Origin of the sequence: Bradyrhizobium sp. MOS002 (genome assembly GCF_003020115.1) — a bacterium.
Classification (GTDB): Bacteria; Pseudomonadota; Alphaproteobacteria; order Rhizobiales; family Xanthobacteraceae; genus Bradyrhizobium.
This window is the reverse complement of record NZ_PYFX01000040.1, coordinates 1-15,248: the sequence shown is the minus strand read 5'-3', so window position 1 is coordinate 15,248 and position 15,248 is coordinate 1. Positions and strand designations below refer to the sequence as shown.

15 protein-coding genes and 1 pseudogene are annotated in these 15,248 nt (G+C 59.5%); 3 read left to right on the top strand and 13 right to left on the bottom strand.

The features are described from left to right. Positions 1-215: 215 nt before the first annotated feature. Complete coding sequence (locus C7G41_RS36110) at positions 216-725, bottom strand: septal ring lytic transglycosylase RlpA family protein (RefSeq protein WP_106946974.1); 510 nt, start codon at positions 723-725, stop codon at positions 216-218. Between the two features lie 447 nt (positions 726-1,172). On the opposite strand from C7G41_RS36110, the gene C7G41_RS36105 reads away from it, so the two are divergent. Further along, positions 1,173-1,952 (top strand): recombinase family protein, encoded by a 780-nt coding sequence (locus tag C7G41_RS36105; protein WP_306768092.1) that lies wholly within the window; start codon positions 1,173-1,175, stop codon positions 1,950-1,952. Here the strand turns inward: C7G41_RS36105 and C7G41_RS36100 are convergent. The 5 genes from C7G41_RS36100 to C7G41_RS36080 form a co-directional block, all read right to left on the bottom strand. Beyond that, a complete protein-coding gene (locus C7G41_RS36100; protein ID WP_106946972.1) occupies positions 1,930-2,250 on the bottom strand; it encodes a hypothetical protein in 321 nt (106 codons plus the stop codon). The genes C7G41_RS36105 and C7G41_RS36100 overlap by 23 nt on opposite strands. 482 nt (positions 2,251-2,732) lie before the next feature. Further along, positions 2,733-4,811 carry an AAA family ATPase gene (locus C7G41_RS36095; RefSeq protein WP_106946971.1) on the bottom strand — a complete coding sequence of 693 codons (2,079 nt, stop codon included), beginning with the start codon at positions 4,809-4,811 and terminating at the stop codon, positions 2,733-2,735. Positions 4,812-4,956: 145 nt separating this feature from the next. Continuing rightward, the gene (locus C7G41_RS36090) at positions 4,957-5,559 is read right to left on the bottom strand and encodes a hypothetical protein (RefSeq protein WP_106946970.1); all 603 of its coding nucleotides are present in this window, start codon (positions 5,557-5,559) and stop codon (positions 4,957-4,959) included. Between the two features lie 216 nt (positions 5,560-5,775). Then, positions 5,776-6,009 (bottom strand): helix-turn-helix domain-containing protein, encoded by a 234-nt coding sequence (locus C7G41_RS39130; RefSeq protein WP_106946969.1) that lies wholly within the window; start codon positions 6,007-6,009, stop codon positions 5,776-5,778. A gap of 151 nt (positions 6,010-6,160) precedes the next feature. Next, entirely contained in the window at positions 6,161-6,442 is a 282-nt protein-coding gene (locus C7G41_RS36080; protein ID WP_146159879.1) for a hypothetical protein, read from the bottom strand. A gap of 292 nt (positions 6,443-6,734) precedes the next feature. Between C7G41_RS36080 and C7G41_RS36075 the strand changes: the two genes are divergently transcribed. After that, positions 6,735-7,031 carry an AlpA family transcriptional regulator gene (locus C7G41_RS36075; RefSeq protein ID WP_106946977.1) on the top strand — a complete coding sequence of 99 codons (297 nt, stop codon included), beginning with the start codon at positions 6,735-6,737 and terminating at the stop codon, positions 7,029-7,031. Between the two features lie 274 nt (positions 7,032-7,305). Here C7G41_RS36075 and C7G41_RS37195 read toward each other — a convergent pair whose 3' ends face one another. From C7G41_RS37195 to C7G41_RS38610, 5 genes and pseudogenes are all read right to left on the bottom strand, one after another. After that, the gene (locus C7G41_RS37195) at positions 7,306-7,548 is read right to left on the bottom strand and encodes a hypothetical protein (protein ID WP_146159878.1); all 243 of its coding nucleotides are present in this window, start codon (positions 7,546-7,548) and stop codon (positions 7,306-7,308) included. Positions 7,549-7,812: 264 nt separating this feature from the next. Continuing rightward, the gene (locus tag C7G41_RS36070; protein WP_106946967.1) at positions 7,813-8,814 is read right to left on the bottom strand and encodes a hypothetical protein; all 1,002 of its coding nucleotides are present in this window, start codon (positions 8,812-8,814) and stop codon (positions 7,813-7,815) included. Between the two features lie 246 nt (positions 8,815-9,060). Next, a pseudogene (locus C7G41_RS38615) lies at positions 9,061-9,463 on the bottom strand (SOS response-associated peptidase family protein); the annotation flags it as partial. 14 nt (positions 9,464-9,477) lie between these two features. After that, the gene (locus tag C7G41_RS36060; RefSeq protein ID WP_106946966.1) at positions 9,478-10,179 is read right to left on the bottom strand and encodes a transglutaminase-like cysteine peptidase; all 702 of its coding nucleotides are present in this window, start codon (positions 10,177-10,179) and stop codon (positions 9,478-9,480) included. A gap of 293 nt (positions 10,180-10,472) precedes the next feature. Then, entirely contained in the window at positions 10,473-11,096 is a 624-nt protein-coding gene (locus C7G41_RS38610; protein ID WP_245446897.1) for a hypothetical protein, read from the bottom strand. Positions 11,097-11,445: 349 nt separating this feature from the next. Here C7G41_RS38610 and C7G41_RS36050 point away from each other — a divergent pair, with 349 nt between their 5' ends. After that, the gene (locus tag C7G41_RS36050; protein WP_158268085.1) at positions 11,446-12,429 is read left to right on the top strand and encodes an ABC transporter substrate-binding protein; all 984 of its coding nucleotides are present in this window, start codon (positions 11,446-11,448) and stop codon (positions 12,427-12,429) included. Between the two features lie 451 nt (positions 12,430-12,880). Here C7G41_RS36050 and C7G41_RS36045 read toward each other — a convergent pair whose 3' ends face one another. Together C7G41_RS36045 and C7G41_RS36040 are read right to left on the bottom strand one after the other, a co-directional pair. Next, on the bottom strand, positions 12,881-13,582 hold the full coding sequence (locus tag C7G41_RS36045; protein WP_106946964.1) for a hypothetical protein: 702 nt from the start codon (positions 13,580-13,582) through the stop codon (positions 12,881-12,883). Positions 13,583-13,873: 291 nt separating this feature from the next. Beyond that, a complete protein-coding gene (locus C7G41_RS36040) occupies positions 13,874-14,539 on the bottom strand; it encodes a DUF2726 domain-containing protein (protein WP_245446896.1) in 666 nt (221 codons plus the stop codon). Between the last annotated feature and the right edge of the window lie 709 nt (positions 14,540-15,248).

Here is a 15,248-nt window from a genome sequence, read left to right as displayed (position 1 = left end):
TTCTCTCCCCAATCCGCCAGCTCCATCGATCTTGAACATTCTGGAGCTGCCATCGCGATAGAAACATAAGTTGGGTTGGAGGCACCCACGACAAGCGCGAGAATAGCCAAACTGGACAACCGCATCACGGGGCTCCTCGATATGCGATTTGTTGACTATGGCTCTGCCGTCGAGCATTTGGCAACTCGCCGCAATGCCACGGGCTGCCTCCTGTACTAGTGGCGACGGTGATGACGCGGCGCAGGTGCCATTGCCATTGACGATCCGAACGTTCCCAACGGACCCATGCCGTCCTGCATCGGTTGAAAGAACCCCGGCATGGCCGCCGCAGCGGCGGGACGTTGGCGGCCTCGGCTCGCGACCAAAGTCCCACCGGATCCCATTTGCACAATCGTCGCGGTCACGTTGCGATGGTTGCAGCGACAGCCGAGCGCACTCGCGGCCGCAGGCGACAGATCAAGGAACGCCCCGCTGAATGGACCGCGATCTGTCACCGTGACTTGGACCGACCGGCCGCCGCTGTGAACCATCAGTACCGTCCCGAAGGGCAGCGTCCGGTGGGCGGCGGTCATTGCAGCGCAGTTGAGCACGCCCCCGGAAGCTGTTCGGCGACCGCACAGGCGGTCACTTCCGCCGTAGTAAGTGGCGCTCCCGGAGAGACGATGCGCTTCGGCCACGGAAGAGAGCGAGAGCAGGACGATGCCGGTCACGACCATGCGTTTCATGCTGGATCCCTCGTGTATGAAGAGGCGCTGCGACAGTGTCGCGCCGCCGCAAAGTCCAATCGGAGGTCCTTGGGCCCGGCGCAGGAGGTCAGACGGTTGACCGAACCACAGGCACTGTAACTCTGTTGATCGGCAAAGGTGCCGGAAATGGGGCAAAATGGTTTGCGAGGCGACCAGCGGCTCGGAGAGACGAGCCCGAGGCGCGATCAACCGATGGCACCTGCGCCGCACGATCGGTTCAAATTCGAGCAATCGATTTCGGCGGAGGCTCTATCCACACAAGCATGCTTTCCGCAAAACTTTTCCCCTCCCCCCACCCCTTTGGTCAGAAATCTCGGGCTGGTCTGATCTTGCAGCCCCCCTGCGCTTGCAAACACGCCATCGCTCGGTGATGAGCCGTGAGTCATTGCACGACGAATTTCATTTCCGAAGAAAGTGGATTCCGAATTGTGCATCGATCAGATAGATTCAGTGACGTTTACACATGAACGTGCGACCACGCGTAATTCTTTGGAGGATAAATTTTCTATGCACCCGGCAGTTTCCTACATTCGCGTGTCCAAACCTAAACAGGGCCGCAGCGGTCTCGGCCTCGAAGCGCAACAGGCTGCAATCAGGGTATTCTGCGCACAGCACGGCTACAGCATCGACGCTGAGTACCGCGAGGTCGAGACCGGTAAAGGTGCTGATGCGTTGGACCGCAGGCCCGAGCTCGCGGCCGCCATGAAGCTCGCTCGTAAGCTCGGTCGAGGCGGCAAGTCAGGCGCGGCTCCGATCATCATTGCCAAGCTGGATCGATTGAGCCGCGACGTTCACTTCATCAGCGGACTGATGGTGCAGCGGATCCCGTTCATCGTCACCGAGCTCGGACCGGACGTTGACCCGTTCATGCTGCACATCCATGCCGCAGTGGCTGAGAAAGAACGTGAGCGCATCGCTCAGCGCACCAGGGAAGCCCTCGCAGCTGCCAAGGCGCGCGGACAGGTGCTCGGCAATGCTGCAATCGGAGAAGCCCGCAAGGCTGAAGCGGACCTGCTCGCCGAGCATTTTCGCCCCGTATTCGGGCCGCTGCGCAATATTCCCGCCAAGCGCATCTCGGTGATCCTGAACGAGCGAGGCTTGACGACCGCCCGAGGCGGCAAGTGGCAAGCTACCCAAGTCATCAGAATGCTCAGCCGCCTGCAGTTTACAGATAAGGTCTCTCTCAACCCGGATCGTCTGACCTGACTTTTGCGGGCGGGATCAGCAGCATCGTGTCCGGGCTTAATCCGCCGCCCGCAGCGATGCGGTAGAGTGCAGCATCGCTCAGCTCATGGATCGGAACATCCTGCCGATCAACGACCTGAACCGCCTTGCCATCCAGGCGGTCGATAAGCTCGTGAATGTAGGCCAAATTGCCCTGCTCCGCCTTGTCGAGCAGTTGGTCCGCAACCCTGCGCAAAGCCAAGGGACGGCTGCGGAGCGCGATCCGGAGCGCGTCGTTAAATGGCTTTTCCCTGTTCGCGCTACCGATCGGCCTGCCCATGCCTCTCCCGTATTGGTACGTTTATCGCCCTGATCCTAACTCGAAATCGTTCTTGAAACTACTCGTCGCCCCACTCGATTGTCCAACCAGGTACCAGGGTGGTCCTGTGCCTGCCCCGCCGGCGATTTGCCGCATCCGCCGACGAAGGGTCTCCCTGATTTTGCCGAGGATCGATCTGCCGGGTCAGGCTTCCTCCGTTAGCACGCAGGCCTGTGACCGCCGGATCGCTTCCTGCGGTCTGGCTCCTTAGGTCACCCCGTCATCAGCATTCAACTCACTTTCGGGGGACGCTAACGCTACGCTAACGCTCCGAACGAACGCTCCTCCACCGGGAGGGAGCGTTCGTCGGCGAGCCGTTCGAGCGTGAACGATTTCAATTTCAATGGGTTGAGCCCAATTTATCCGCACCGTTCAGACGTCGTTCAGACTGAACGAACGGGCTGTTTCTGGCCTCTTTGCCGTTCAGACGATCGTTCACGCCATCATGCATCGTCGCTGTCTTTCCAGCCGATCTCCCGCTTGCCCTTCGGGGTGATCCGGTACTTGTTGCCGCGGCGCTCCAGCAGCTTCTCCTCAACGAGGCGGCTGCACATGGCGTACACCTTCGATTTTTGCGGCTGGCCGGTCGCGCCAACGAACTTACAAGCGACAGCGAGGTTTGCGATCGAGCTGTTCCGGTTGGTGGCAATGGCGCGCATGAGCGCGTTCTCGTCGCTCTCCTGCTTGCCCTCATCCAGCTGCAACTTGAGTTCGGAGATGGGCTTGGCGACGACAGATGGTATCAGGCGCCCCTCGACATCGACCACACGGGCGCTGTCGGAGATCACAAGTTCGAACGTCATCGGCTCGAACTCGGGCCCACGAAACTTGCCCTGCCAGTGCAGGGTCGTCTGCCGCTCGGCGGTCACCCAAAGTGTCAGGTTTCCATCCACCTCATTCAAGAAGGCGCTGCCGCCCATCGGCAGCAGGTTCTCACGCGAAGCGTTTTTGACCGGATGACAGTTGACCAACACGGCTGGCTTGCCGGGGAGGAACGTCAGTTGCCGCAGCAACCGGGCATAAGCTCCCTGCTGAGAATTGCTGTTGCTCTCATCACCAGGAAAATAAGCTGCCCCCGTGTCCACGATAACCAAGACAAGATCGCTGATCTTTCCCGCTTCGGCCCTGATCTCAGGCAGTTTGACGGCGATGTCGATCACGCCGGGCACGAAACGCATTTCGAGATCCTCAGCCTTGAACCCATAGGCTTCGGCGAGCACCAGAAACCGCGCCCTGATGTCATCCGGATTTTCGCCGGCAAGCAGCAACACGGTGCCGGCCTTGACTGCTCGGCCGTGCATTGGCACGCCACGCGCGATGCACTGTGCGACGTACAAGGAAACTGCTGTCTTGCCGTGCCCAGTCCTAGCAGTCAGGGCGTACAGGTAGCCGCGTTGCAGCATGCCATCGATCAGATATGCGGGTGGCGAAAAACCAGCCACGAACTGATCTGCGCTCAACAGGAGCGGCAACGGGACTTCAATAGCGGCAACACGTTGCTCCGGAAGCCCCTGAGAACGAGAGGCGTTCGGCTTTGGCCCCCGAGCTTTCTCCGCGACCTTGCCCTCCCATTGCCTCATGAGGACCTTCCACTTCTGCCAGAACAGCGTCCAGCCGCGGCCTTCCTGCTCCAACAGCTCGGCCTTGGTTTTGGTCGGATCTCGCAGCCGGCTAACAACTAGACCTTCATAGACTTCGTACTTCTGGAGCGCCTTCGCTCTCTGTTCGGTCTCGCCAGGCTTAATCGGACACTCCCGGTACCAGTCGACCACAGCACCACAGGTCAGCCGGGTCATCTTCCATTCGCGTCCATCCCGCTGGTGTCCGAATGCGTCATAGTCGCCGCCGGATGCGGCGATCGGCGTCCCCCGTGGGCCGCCCTTGTCCCCGCCGTGCTGCGCTACCAAAGCGTCAATCGCGCCCAGCAGCCATTCAGGTGCAGTCGCAATTTCGATCTCATAGGGGGCAGAGCCCGAAGCCCACCGATAGCGTTGACCGCTGTCGTGGAGGGACGCCGGCAGGACGGCAAAGCCGCCCTGCCCCCGGATATCCACACCGATAGGTGTCCTGATGGTGGGGGAGTGCCAGTCCGGACGAGCCCGAAACAGAATTTGTCGGCCACCACCGCCAGTTATCTGCCAGCACGTTTCTGGTTCGATGCCGTTGTTGTGGACTGCAAGGACGCCACGCCACCATTCACCGGCAGCGGGCCCCTTCTGCAGATCCAGATCGATCACGAAGACATTCCCGCTGGCATGGCCGGTCAGCATGCCCATGTTGTCCCGGGCTGAGTGCTCACCCACGGGCCCATACCAACGAGCAAACACTGCATCGGGGACGAGACCGCCTTGAAATTCAGACCACTCCGTGAGCTTCGGGCGCTTCCAGGAAGCTCCCCTTGCGACCTCGGACGGAGAATAGCTCGGGATGACCTGCAGACCGCAGCCGCGATACATGCGAGCCCATTCCGCCGGACTGGCGAAGTCAGGATCAAAATCTGAAAAGAAGGAGGGACAGATCATCACGCCTCCTTCCCGAGCAGTTGCAACAGGTGCGCTTTACTCGATAAAATCAAAGCGCACCTGTGCGTCGCTCGGGAGTTTACATCGCAGGAAGCGTCAGGGTTGCATAGGCCAGGCTGGGTGCAACCTTCCTGGCCCCACAGCGCTAGAAATCGTCGGCGTCGACCATTTCGGCGGCCACCGGCGCTTCGGCCAGCGTCGACCCCGCAGCGGGCGGATTGCTGTCCGGATTCAGCGGCGGGGCAACGCTGCCGAGATCGCCGCGCTCCGCCCATGCGATGATCTTGAACACGGGCTGATAGTTGGTCGAAGCCTTGTCGCCAGATCCGGACTTGACGAGCGTCGTCTTTTCCAGAACGACCACAGGCAGCTTGCCAGGATAGCCGTCCTTTTCCGCGAGATACTGCACGAACAACGCTTCCAGCCCCGAGATCAATGCCTTCGACGTGCCAGCCAGCTCGCGGATCGGCTTATCACCACCGCAATCCTTCGACAGCTTCATCATGATCCGCACACCGTTCTTGTGCTTGTCGCTAGGACGATCCGGGATGTCATTGCCGTACGGCACCAGCTTGAAGTCAGGCGCAGTACCGGTAGCGAAGTGCATCCAGCCGACCATCAAGTTTTTAAAGTCGACAATCGCCTTGAGCGAATGGGTGATATCGACGTCTTCAGTCACGAAGTTGCCGGTGTTGTCCTGGACGCGATCCATCCGAAAGAAACGGCCGGCACGCGCGTCGTACTTCATGATGCTCGTGAAGGTACCGGAGGGGCCAGTATCGAAACCAAATGCGTTCTTAGGCATTTTACCTACTCGCCATCTTGCTTCGATCAGGCTCGAAGCAGTTGCCAATCCCGAGTTGCTGCGGGAATTTAGGTCTGCGCGTCGCTCAACCGCGAATTGCGCAATAGGAATTGCCTGCGCTCTCCATTAGCGCCCGAGGACTTCCCCTTGCCTGCTTTGCTAGCCGCTCAGCATCCGTTCCAGCGCGTGACGCGGGACGATCCAACGGCGACCGACCCTAATCGTCGGCAAGACACCCGAATTCGCGGCAGCGTATGCGCTGCACTTCGAAAGTCCGAGGATCTCACAACCGGCCTCTTCAACCGAAAACGTTGAACGGCCATCCCACTTCGCATCGTAGATCGGGCCGCGCTGAAGCTGCTGGAAGCGAGCTAGTCTCGCCTGTCTGGTCATGTCTAATACCGCCTAATTGACCTTTTTACAAGGCCAGATTATACATTCTAAAGGGTCATAACCATATTTTTTTGACCTTGCACAGCGATCAAAAAAGGCCACTGAAAAGATGTCTTCGCAACTTAAGATCACACTCGATGATGACCAGCGATCACAGCTTGATCGTGCAGCCGAGCAGAGCGGGAAGTCCCTCTCGGAAGAGATCCGTGACCGTCTCTATTTCTCTTTCCTTCTTGAAATGAGGGGTCGGGATACCGCGGATCTGCTTCTCGCTCTCCTCCAAATAGCGACAGTAGTTGAGAGCGAAATTGGATTCGATTGGTCCGAAACCGAAAGGGCACGAGCGGCGTTCGTTGCTGCCGTTGTCGATCAAGTTATGAGCTATGAATTTAGGACCAATCCGAATTCGGCTCCCCGGCTCGGTGGCGCGCATCCAGACGACCCTCCTGACGTTCTCGGGCGCTCAATTGCGCGCGGCTATAGGCGCGAGCGTCGGAGCGAAGCCTTCAGCCTCGGCCGCCTCGCCAGAATATATGCACGTGAGGCGCCCGAGGACACATAGCAGGCCGGGATCGTGAAGTATGGAATGTGAATAAGCATCTATCGCTTACAGCGAAAGACAATCAAGACGTTAGATGCTCAGTCACAGGTTCGAAGGCCAGGATATCTGGCAGCACCGGAGCAGTGTCGGACGAGTGCTCAATCTGTCGATTTTGGAGTCTGCGATGATCATTGCGCAACGACAGCGGACCGATAATGCCGGGCCTCGCCGTATGCTCAACGAGGCTCAAGTGCTAGAAATCATTCCCATCAGCCGTACCACGCTCTACCGCATGGAGAAGGTCGGCCGGTTTCCGAAATGCACCTACATCAGCCCGAACCGCCGCGTCTGGTACGAGGACGAGATCGTGGCTTGGCAGAATGCGGTCGATGAGTTTGATCCGGATCGGGCACGGGGCAAGGGCCGGCGCGCGCGCGCGATTACTGCCATTGGCGGCAAAGCAGTCCGCGCTTTGGATTGAGGTTACTCCGGCCGACTACGAGGTTGGCTGTTGCTGCCGTATACCCGTCGAGCATCGCGCTAACATCTCGCCGGCCGCGCTCCTTGGTCTGCGGTTGGTCACAGCAACGCGCGCAGACGCTATGCCGCCAACGTCTCCCGAGCATGCTTACGACGTTCGCGGCGCTGGGCGAAAGCGGTGAGCGAGATGCGCATCCGCTCCGGCTCCGTGCCAACTCATCAGGGGATGGATGCGCAGCGTAGGGCTGGTTTCTCTGGGCCAGTCCTGCGCACCTCTACCATGAACGCGCGACGGCGACGACATCGATCCGTCGCGTCAGGGCCGGATGCTTCCCTCGCTTGGAGAACATCCGGCCCGCCTCGCTGATCGAGGACAGGCGGTTACAGGTCACATCCATAAAATGCTGATGTTGCAGCAGGAAAGTGCGTTTCGAGGCCGCGCGGGCACGCGCTTGAGGTAGATCGAAGCCGTGGTGAGACTGCCGCTGATCATGGTGCATAGGGCGGGCGTCGGTCATCGCCGGATGAAGGTCGGGACAGCTTGATTGGACGCGCGTCAACGTGAACGAAGCCGTATCGCCAATAAACAGGTGACTATACGCTCGTCTGCAGCCCCCACCGCCTCACGGTTGCGGCCAGCCACGGTCAGAAACTGTTCCCGGAAAAGATACCGGAGAACCCGTGCGGCTCGATCCCATTTCAATGGAAATTCTAATTCATACAGCTTGATGCGCAGGCTTTGTGCAGTTGGCCAGCGCCAGTCCCTGCGCGTGACGGGCGGACTAACTTAGGCCCAACGCATCAGACGTGAAGTAAGCAAACGTGGTCACAGCCTTGTGCATTTTGCGTAACTCTTGCGCGTCGACGTCGTTCGTTATTGCAAGGTGCATAACATTATTGCGGAGGTCCATCAGGCGATGGAACGTGCTCACGTCCGTCGCGGAAGCCCATTCTTCGGTCCAGCGCTCTGTTTTCTTCAATCGGCTGAGCAATGCGCGTACGTTGGTGAGGTCGAGTATCTCGACGATAACGGGATCAACGGTCGCCTTACTGAGTTCGCCGAAAAAGATATAGCGAATGTTGGTTTCGAGAGCTATCGCAAGGCTCAATACAGCACCGACAAGGTCTTTGTTGTTGAGGCGCATCTCGCTGTCGAACAGGAAATCAAACCACACTGGTGCAGTCTTGCCAGCTACCAGCGCAGATTGCGTGGCAGCCCAATCCGCTTCCGTGACGGCGCGATCTAACTGCACTGCAATCCGTACCGTTTCAGTCCATAGTCGGTGCCCGGTTGCCCTCTCGCAAAGCGCCGCCGATTGGCCGTCGCCTCCGTAAGAAATGCTCGGCTCTCCGATGTATCCGATGCCCGACTTCCATCGCACTATCGCCAGCCAATGAGCAAACGCTGCCCGCAACTCTTCCCCTGCTTCGCGAACAGTCTGATCCAACCGCTCGTTTTCGTCCGGCTGCACCAGCTTGTATTGCTTCGGGGGTAAACGGAGCAGCTCATCGGGAACGTGGATGGGCTCAGGAAGCGCCATTTCTAACGTCACAGTGCGAACAGAGTACTTCAGCGGAACTTTGTCGGCTGACCTCCGTGAGATAACGCGAAGGTTATGTATGTCAAATGACACGCTGGGCTTTTCAGGACCCGGCAGATGGACGGTTACTGCCTTGTCGTTGAATACGAACTGATGTGTAGCCGCTACTAACTCGGCGACGATACAGAGGCGTTCAAGCTCAAATTGGGCGCAAACATTGATCGGCACTTCCACGTAGGTCATTGTTGCTTGCTCTCCCGGTGGACAGATGCCACCCATTGCCTTTCGCTGACCTCGCGCGGTCTCGCGTTTTACCACCACCTTCGGGATCCGCAGACCTCATGTGTTCGTCGTCGAATGATCATCCACGTAATATTCATTCCGAACGTCTTCGCCGTCGTTGTCACCTTGACCTTGCTGCCCGCCCGTTAACTTCTCGAATGTGTGTTCCCAAATCCGCACGTTTGTTCCTTTCCTACGACCATATCTCTAATTTAAGCGCGCGGCGTCCCGTTGTCGCCATTGCTGCTGGGCCGCGCGATCCTCTTTGTCAGGCCCGCGCATTACGATCCTGATGGCATCATCCGGTGCGGTCGTTGCAATGCCTTAGCCTGATCCCACGGCGCGCGCATCCAAAACTCCCGCTCTTCGTCGGTCGTCAGGATCACCGGCATCGCCTTGGGATGGATCGGCTCGACCACGCCGTTCGGCGACGTAGTCAGGAAGCCGTAGACCTGATGCGGCCCGGCGCCGGGTTGGAGTTCGTACCGCGATCTCCATTGAACGGCGTCCAGATGCCCGCGAAGGCGGTACGCGGGCTGTCGTCATTGAGCGCAAACCAGACGACATGCTTCTTGGGCTCCGAGTTCAGCTCTGGCGCGTTGTACGCGAACCGAAGGCTGCAAACTACCTCGGGTGATTGACCCGGCTTTGTAGCTTTGCCTGTGCTCGTTTCGATAAGTTGCCGTCCTTTGCGACGCATTTTCTGTGACGATCACCAGCTCTCGTCACTGAGTAGTCGGCGTCGTTGGAATCTTGGTTGCAAAGTTCCTGCCGCTGTTGAATCTTTCGCCAAATCTGTGGGTCCGCCGGAGTACTTATTTTAATCCACCGATAGGGCAGTTTCTCCCACCGGACTATTTGGTCCTCCAGATTGTCGAGCACGAAGTCTCCCTGATCACTTTCGACGATCAATACGGCGTGCAGCTCTTGGGTCGGTATTGACAGCACAGCGAGCAGCAGGGCGCTTGACGGATAACCGAGATCGAGCAATCGAGAGCGTTTTGTCATTGCATAATCTTCGCAATCCCCAGCGGTCGCAGCATCATTCCAAGGCGGCTCGTCCGGCGGATCTGCCCGCGGGATGATGCTGCTATTTATCTCATGATTAATTCGTTCAATCTCGCTGCGGGCCTCCTCGAAAGAAATCAGCTTCATGTCGTGCGTCTTGGCGCAGCGCAGGGGCTTGCGTAGGCAGAACTTCGTGAGGCCAATCGGTGCAAGTTCGTGCTTGCCAAGGGGAATGCGACTAACCTCTGAGGTTTGTGCAGCATTCGACAGCGCACACAGGAACACCGTAAAGAATATATTGAGCCCGCATCTGCGCATCGGTCTCCTCCGGCGTCCCCACGAACTGTGTTCGGGACACGCTGCTAAGCGCCTTCTGCTGGCCCATGATCGCCCCTCGCATCCCTTTGCGTTGATCTAAATCAACCAGCCACAGTGGCCGGGCAAGCCGCTATACATGGTTGGGGATGACGCGCTGGGCACAAACGAAGTAGCGACGAGGCCAACGGTCTCATGAGCAAGAAGCGCACATTCGCGCTGGACCCTCTGCAAGTCCGCGCGGTGAGCCATACCCGAAATGGCCGGGTCTATTCGACCGCCTAATGCTGACGCTTCTAAGTTAAGGTCAAGCGCCCCCGGCAGCACGCGATCCGTTGATCAAGTCGCACCACGTTTGTATGGTTGCTGCAATCGTTCGCCACCTTCGGCGAGCGGCGACGCAGGAGGAAGCTTACGCCGCAAAGCGTCTCCTTCCTCCAAACGACGCGGCAGATAAAGATGCCGGAATGGCCGTCGAACGACAGCACAAATTCGCTGGCAAATATGTAGTATGGCGTGGAGATGCAGGCCCCCAGAGCATTCATATCGCGCACCATGCACGGATGAACCCCACTGATTTCATCAAATGACAGCCGCGCCGCCCGGTTGATCGGTATGCGCTTCATTGCACGACGCTCGTTCATGGCGAGATGCTCCGAATGAGAATTGAGCTTCCAAAGGAACGAACCGCGGCGATTGCGATTCGCGCGTTCGAAGTCAGTTTTCCGGTCCCGCCGACGCTCGGAAAACGGCAATACCTGCACGTTGATTGGCGCGACCTCCGCTAACAAGCAGGGTTGTTGCCTTATTAAAATTTGATCGGATTTCGTGGTTAATTCGGGAGCCAAGCGTACAAGCGGACGCTCCTGCTTCGCAGGGGAGGTCGGCCTCAGCACCTGTACCGAATAAGGAGGGCTCAAGCGTCGCGGCCTCGACCACTTCCGCAGCGAGGGCGCGAAGCTGGTGCCGCCGCTGACAGAGCCGCACCCGTTTGAGGACGAGGCTTACCGGCTGTGGGCGCTCAAACAGCGGAGCAAATGACGGGCGCCGGTCTCGACCAAAACCCAATCGTTATTCGTGCGGTGCAACGATATGTCCGGTGTTGGATGGGAGCCGGAAGTCGTCAGTCCGGGGGCAAAATGACGCGAATGAGGACCCACAGGAGACATCGGCGAGCTGCCCATGATTTCGCCTCCGCGCCCCGAGGCGTCTTCCAACTATCGAGCTTTATCAGCTACACTGCCGTCTTCTGAACGTTTGGGGGCGGACATGCAGCGACGCGAGTTCATCGCCCTTCTTGGGGGCGCGACAGCAAATTGGCCAGTACGAGCACTCGCCCAAAAGGCTCCTGTACGCGTTGGATTTCTGGCCAGCGGCGCGGCGGGATCGGCAAATAGCACGGCTCAGATCGAGAATCTTAAGCAAGCTCTGCGCGAGAATGGTTTAGTAGATGGGCGAGACTACGTCCTCGACGTGCAATTTGCGGCGGGCGACTATGAGCTGTTTCCGGATATGGCGCGTAAGTTAGTTCAAGCCGGTGCGCGCATGCTCTTGGTAAACACAATCGCCTCCACCCGCGCAGCACAGAATGTTAATCCGCCGGTACCTGTCGTGATGCTCACGATCAATGACCCGGTAGGAACCGGCCTTGTTGCGAGTCTCGCGCGGCCGGGCGGGTATACGACAGGCATGGCGACGTTGCATCAAGACCTGACACCGAAGACGCTTGAATTCCAACGTGAAGTCGTTCCGAAGGCGGCCGTTATCGCCGCCCTGTTCAATCCGGCCAATCCCACAAATCCACCTTTCGTTGCCAGACTCAGTGTAGCTGCGGGCGCGAAGGGGATGACAGTGCTGCCATTCGCGTTGAAATTGCCCAGCGAACTTGATGCCGTGTTCTCGGCGCTTGCGGAGCAGCGTCCGGACACGCTGCAATTCATAACCGATTCAGGCAATGTTGATCTGACTGACCGCATTGCAGCGCTGGCCATTAAACATCGGATTCCCACCTTTTCCAATTATTCGCAGTTCGCCGTTTTGGGCGGGCTTTTGACATATGGGACGACCGAGCGGGATCTATTTACCCGGGCGTCATCTTACGTGAGACGGATTCTGAATGGCGCGGCGCCCGGTGAACTTCCGGTGGAGCAACCGACGAAGATTGCGCTGGTCATCAACCTGAAAACCGCCAAGGCACTTGACCTCAGCCTTCCACCAACGCTGATTTCTCGCGCCGACGAGGTAATCGAATGAGCGCGGCCACTTCCGCTGTTGGCCCGAAGGCGAACATCGGCATCATGTCCGGCACGTCGGCAGTTGGGACTAGAGCGTGCATCGAGAACACGCCGCAGATCCACCGAATGACCCCGTAGCGGACATGCGCAATCATCAGTCGTTTTGGTCGCTTGCGCACCCCGGCTGACGCCGCAGGACCGGAGCGGGTCGTTGCCGCCATCGCCTAGCGGCTGGCGAGCGACCGCCGACGAAGGCGCAGCTCGACCGTTTCAGACACTGCCTCGATGATTCGCGCGCTGACCCAAGCGCCGCCGGTCGCGTTGGTCAGCACATCACCCTCAATTCAGCACATCACCCTCAATGCAGCGTCTGGCGATCTTGCTCAGGCTCAACGCCGCGCATCATCGCCTCAGCGAACCTGCGCCAGCACCGGCTCTGCCACGCCCTGCGGCAATCGTCGCAATGATGGTCAGGCGTTGACACGTTCGCGCGCTGGCAATGCGCGCACCTCACGATGCGTTCCATCTGCAGCCTCCGGCTCGTCCTCGGCATCTGCGATCCCGTTCAGCGTCTTGGCAATCGCCATGCGCACATCGGTCACCCATCGTTCAAGCTTGCGTCTGGCGGGCAGATCGCCAACCGGCGCGCACTGCGCGGGCATCGCTGACAGGGCCGACAATACCACGCCCGCGATGGCCTCGACGCGTGCCTCATGCTCGACGCCGGGCATCAGCGCGCCTTTGCGTTCAGCGACACGAAGCTGCACCAGCTCCGCTTTCGCTTGCTGCAGGGCCACGTCAGCAGCGCCGCGAGGCGAGAGCTTGCGGGCTTCCCGCAGATGCTTGAGGTAGCCCGCGCGGCACTGGTCCTGATCGAAGCGACCGTCCGCGAGCCTTGTGATCACGCCTTGCTCGACCAGCTTGTCGATGTAGCTGCGCACGCAATCGAGATGCTGAGCCAGCGCGGATGCCGACACCGGCTCGCTTGCATCCGGCTTGCGGATGCAGCGCACATAGCCCTGCACCAAATCGATCAGCCGGTAGCGGCCCGGTGCCATCGGCCTGAATGCGCCGTTCCGCTGCAGCCGCTTCAGCTCGGCTGGCCCTTCGAGCAGCAGCAGCAGCATCGCCTCCTCCGCGCTCACGGTCCCGGCTTGCGGTTCGTCTGCCATCGCATTTTCCCTTCCAATCGGCCCGCGCGGACGGGCAAATCCAAATCCCCCAAATTGGGGGATTTGCCGCCCGCCGCCAATCTGCCGCCGACCGCAGCGGCGTGGCAAGCCACCGCCACCACGGAATGCTTGATTTGAAATATGCTGGGAACCCGGCGTCGCGCGGTCCCGGCACCCTCCGCTCTGCGGGCAGTACCTTGAATGGCCCATGACGGGGGGCTGCCTTTGCGGAGGGCGGGCCTTAAACGTTGGCCATCATCGCGCGCCTCGATCACGGTGACCGTGCCAGCGTCACGCGTCTAGCGATGGTGCTGGCTTCAGCCTTTCTGCTTGCGCCAACCGCGAAATCACCCGGACCATTTCCTCCGTGCCGCTGTCGGGTGTGACCTCGATGTACAGTACGCCAGCCTTTCGCAACGCCTCTTTCTTGACTGCATCTCGCGCGGCAGCAGTTCCTTGGTAGTGGCCGTGTCCCTGATACTCAATCGCCGCAATCGGATCGCCATTGCGGGAGACTACGAGGAGGTCGACGCGCTTGCTGTTGATCGCGCTGTAGGCCCGTGCATCGGGGCAGGCGAGAACCTCACCCAAACTTACTTGCGCCATGACACGCCAGTTGAGGTCCGCCGCAGTGTTGATTGCCCTTTCGGCGGCGTACAAAACGTAAGCCTCCGACCGTGAGAGAAGGCGGCACTTTTTAAACTCGGCACCCATGACGAGGCGAAGCTGCTCTGCTGCGTCAGTGACAGGAGCGGCTTCCCACTTAAAGGGAACCGTTCCCCCAGCTCTTCTCCACCCCGCCTTGAAGGGAATTCCTTCACCTCTTCTCCAACGCGGCTCCCGCTTATGCCATGCTTGAGGTGCCAGGCTCGCGCGAAGGCGTTCGCCCTGACGCCCGGCTAGAAATGCGGCCACGGCGACAATGACCAAGAGCCAGCCGAGATCGCTGGCTTGCATTACTTGCATCGTCGTTGCCTTCCTCTTCGCCGCCACAACCGCCACGTGGGCCAGCGAGGATAAGATAGCATGCCTGCGGTTGCTGCTTGTTGAGGCGCGCCAATCTTTTGTTATCGGACGCCACGGTCACTGCAAGCGGGCCGCCAGCGCAGGCTACAGGACACCGGGCAAGCGCCCGTTAGTACTTCGTTAACCTGTCGGGAAGACCATCACCTCCGTCCCATCTGGGACACCGATGCATCGAGACCACGGAGCCGTCACCGTCCTCACCCCCGGTGACGGCTCCGACCTTCACGCCAGCATTGGTCAGCCGATGCCTCAGCCGTCCGTTGTGGCAATGCACCGGCAAGGCAGGCATCTGTAGACGTGCAGGGCTTTGTGAATTCCGATCTGGGGCAATCTTCCGAGCAGCAGCATTTCGCGCTCGCAGTTCTCGCACGCGGGAGGTCGCTGGGCAACATCGTGTGGTCGCATGACGATTGCGATTACTCGATCTGCGAAGGCCGGGACACTCGGATTTCTACGGGGGAGGCTTCCCGGGATAGCGAACCAGCCGCACGGTCGAGCGACTTGGGCAGCGGCGCCGCCGGTTGCTCATCGGCGACCTTACTTTCTGATGGGTTGGCTGCCGCTGGTCTTCTTTGAAGCGCAGCGCCGACTAACCCGACGAACACGAGCAAAGCGCCGCCGATCATAAGCCAGTGTGGGA

What these genes read in the sequence shown, in the direction of transcription:
- C7G41_RS36110 (WP_106946974.1), bottom strand. Translation starts at nt 725, where the DNA reads ATGAAACGCATGGTCGTGACCGGCATCGTCCTGCTCTCGCTCTCTTCC.
- C7G41_RS36100 (WP_106946972.1), bottom strand. Translation starts at nt 2,250, where the DNA reads ATGGGCAGGCCGATCGGTAGCGCGAACAGGGAAAAGCCATTTAACGAC.
- C7G41_RS36095 (WP_106946971.1), bottom strand. Translation starts at nt 4,811, where the DNA reads ATGATCTGTCCCTCCTTCTTTTCAGATTTTGATCCTGACTTCGCCAGT.
- C7G41_RS36090 (WP_106946970.1), bottom strand. Translation starts at nt 5,559, where the DNA reads ATGAAGTACGACGCGCGTGCCGGCCGTTTCTTTCGGATGGATCGCGTC.
- C7G41_RS39130 (WP_106946969.1), bottom strand. Translation starts at nt 6,009, where the DNA reads ATGACCAGACAGGCGAGACTAGCTCGCTTCCAGCAGCTTCAGCGCGGC.
- C7G41_RS36080 (WP_146159879.1), bottom strand. Translation starts at nt 6,442, where the DNA reads ATGCGCGCCACCGAGCCGGGGAGCCGAATTCGGATTGGTCCTAAATTC.
- C7G41_RS36075 (WP_106946977.1), top strand. Translation starts at nt 6,735, where the DNA reads ATGATCATTGCGCAACGACAGCGGACCGATAATGCCGGGCCTCGCCGT.
- C7G41_RS37195 (WP_146159878.1), bottom strand. Translation starts at nt 7,548, where the DNA reads ATGACCGACGCCCGCCCTATGCACCATGATCAGCGGCAGTCTCACCAC.
- C7G41_RS36070 (WP_106946967.1), bottom strand. Translation starts at nt 8,814, where the DNA reads ATGACCTACGTGGAAGTGCCGATCAATGTTTGCGCCCAATTTGAGCTT.
- C7G41_RS36060 (WP_106946966.1), bottom strand. Translation starts at nt 10,179, where the DNA reads ATGCGCAGATGCGGGCTCAATATATTCTTTACGGTGTTCCTGTGTGCG.
- C7G41_RS36050 (WP_158268085.1), top strand. Translation starts at nt 11,446, where the DNA reads ATGCAGCGACGCGAGTTCATCGCCCTTCTTGGGGGCGCGACAGCAAAT.
- C7G41_RS36045 (WP_106946964.1), bottom strand. Translation starts at nt 13,582, where the DNA reads ATGGCAGACGAACCGCAAGCCGGGACCGTGAGCGCGGAGGAGGCGATG.
- C7G41_RS36040 (WP_245446896.1), bottom strand. Translation starts at nt 14,539, where the DNA reads ATGCAAGCCAGCGATCTCGGCTGGCTCTTGGTCATTGTCGCCGTGGCC.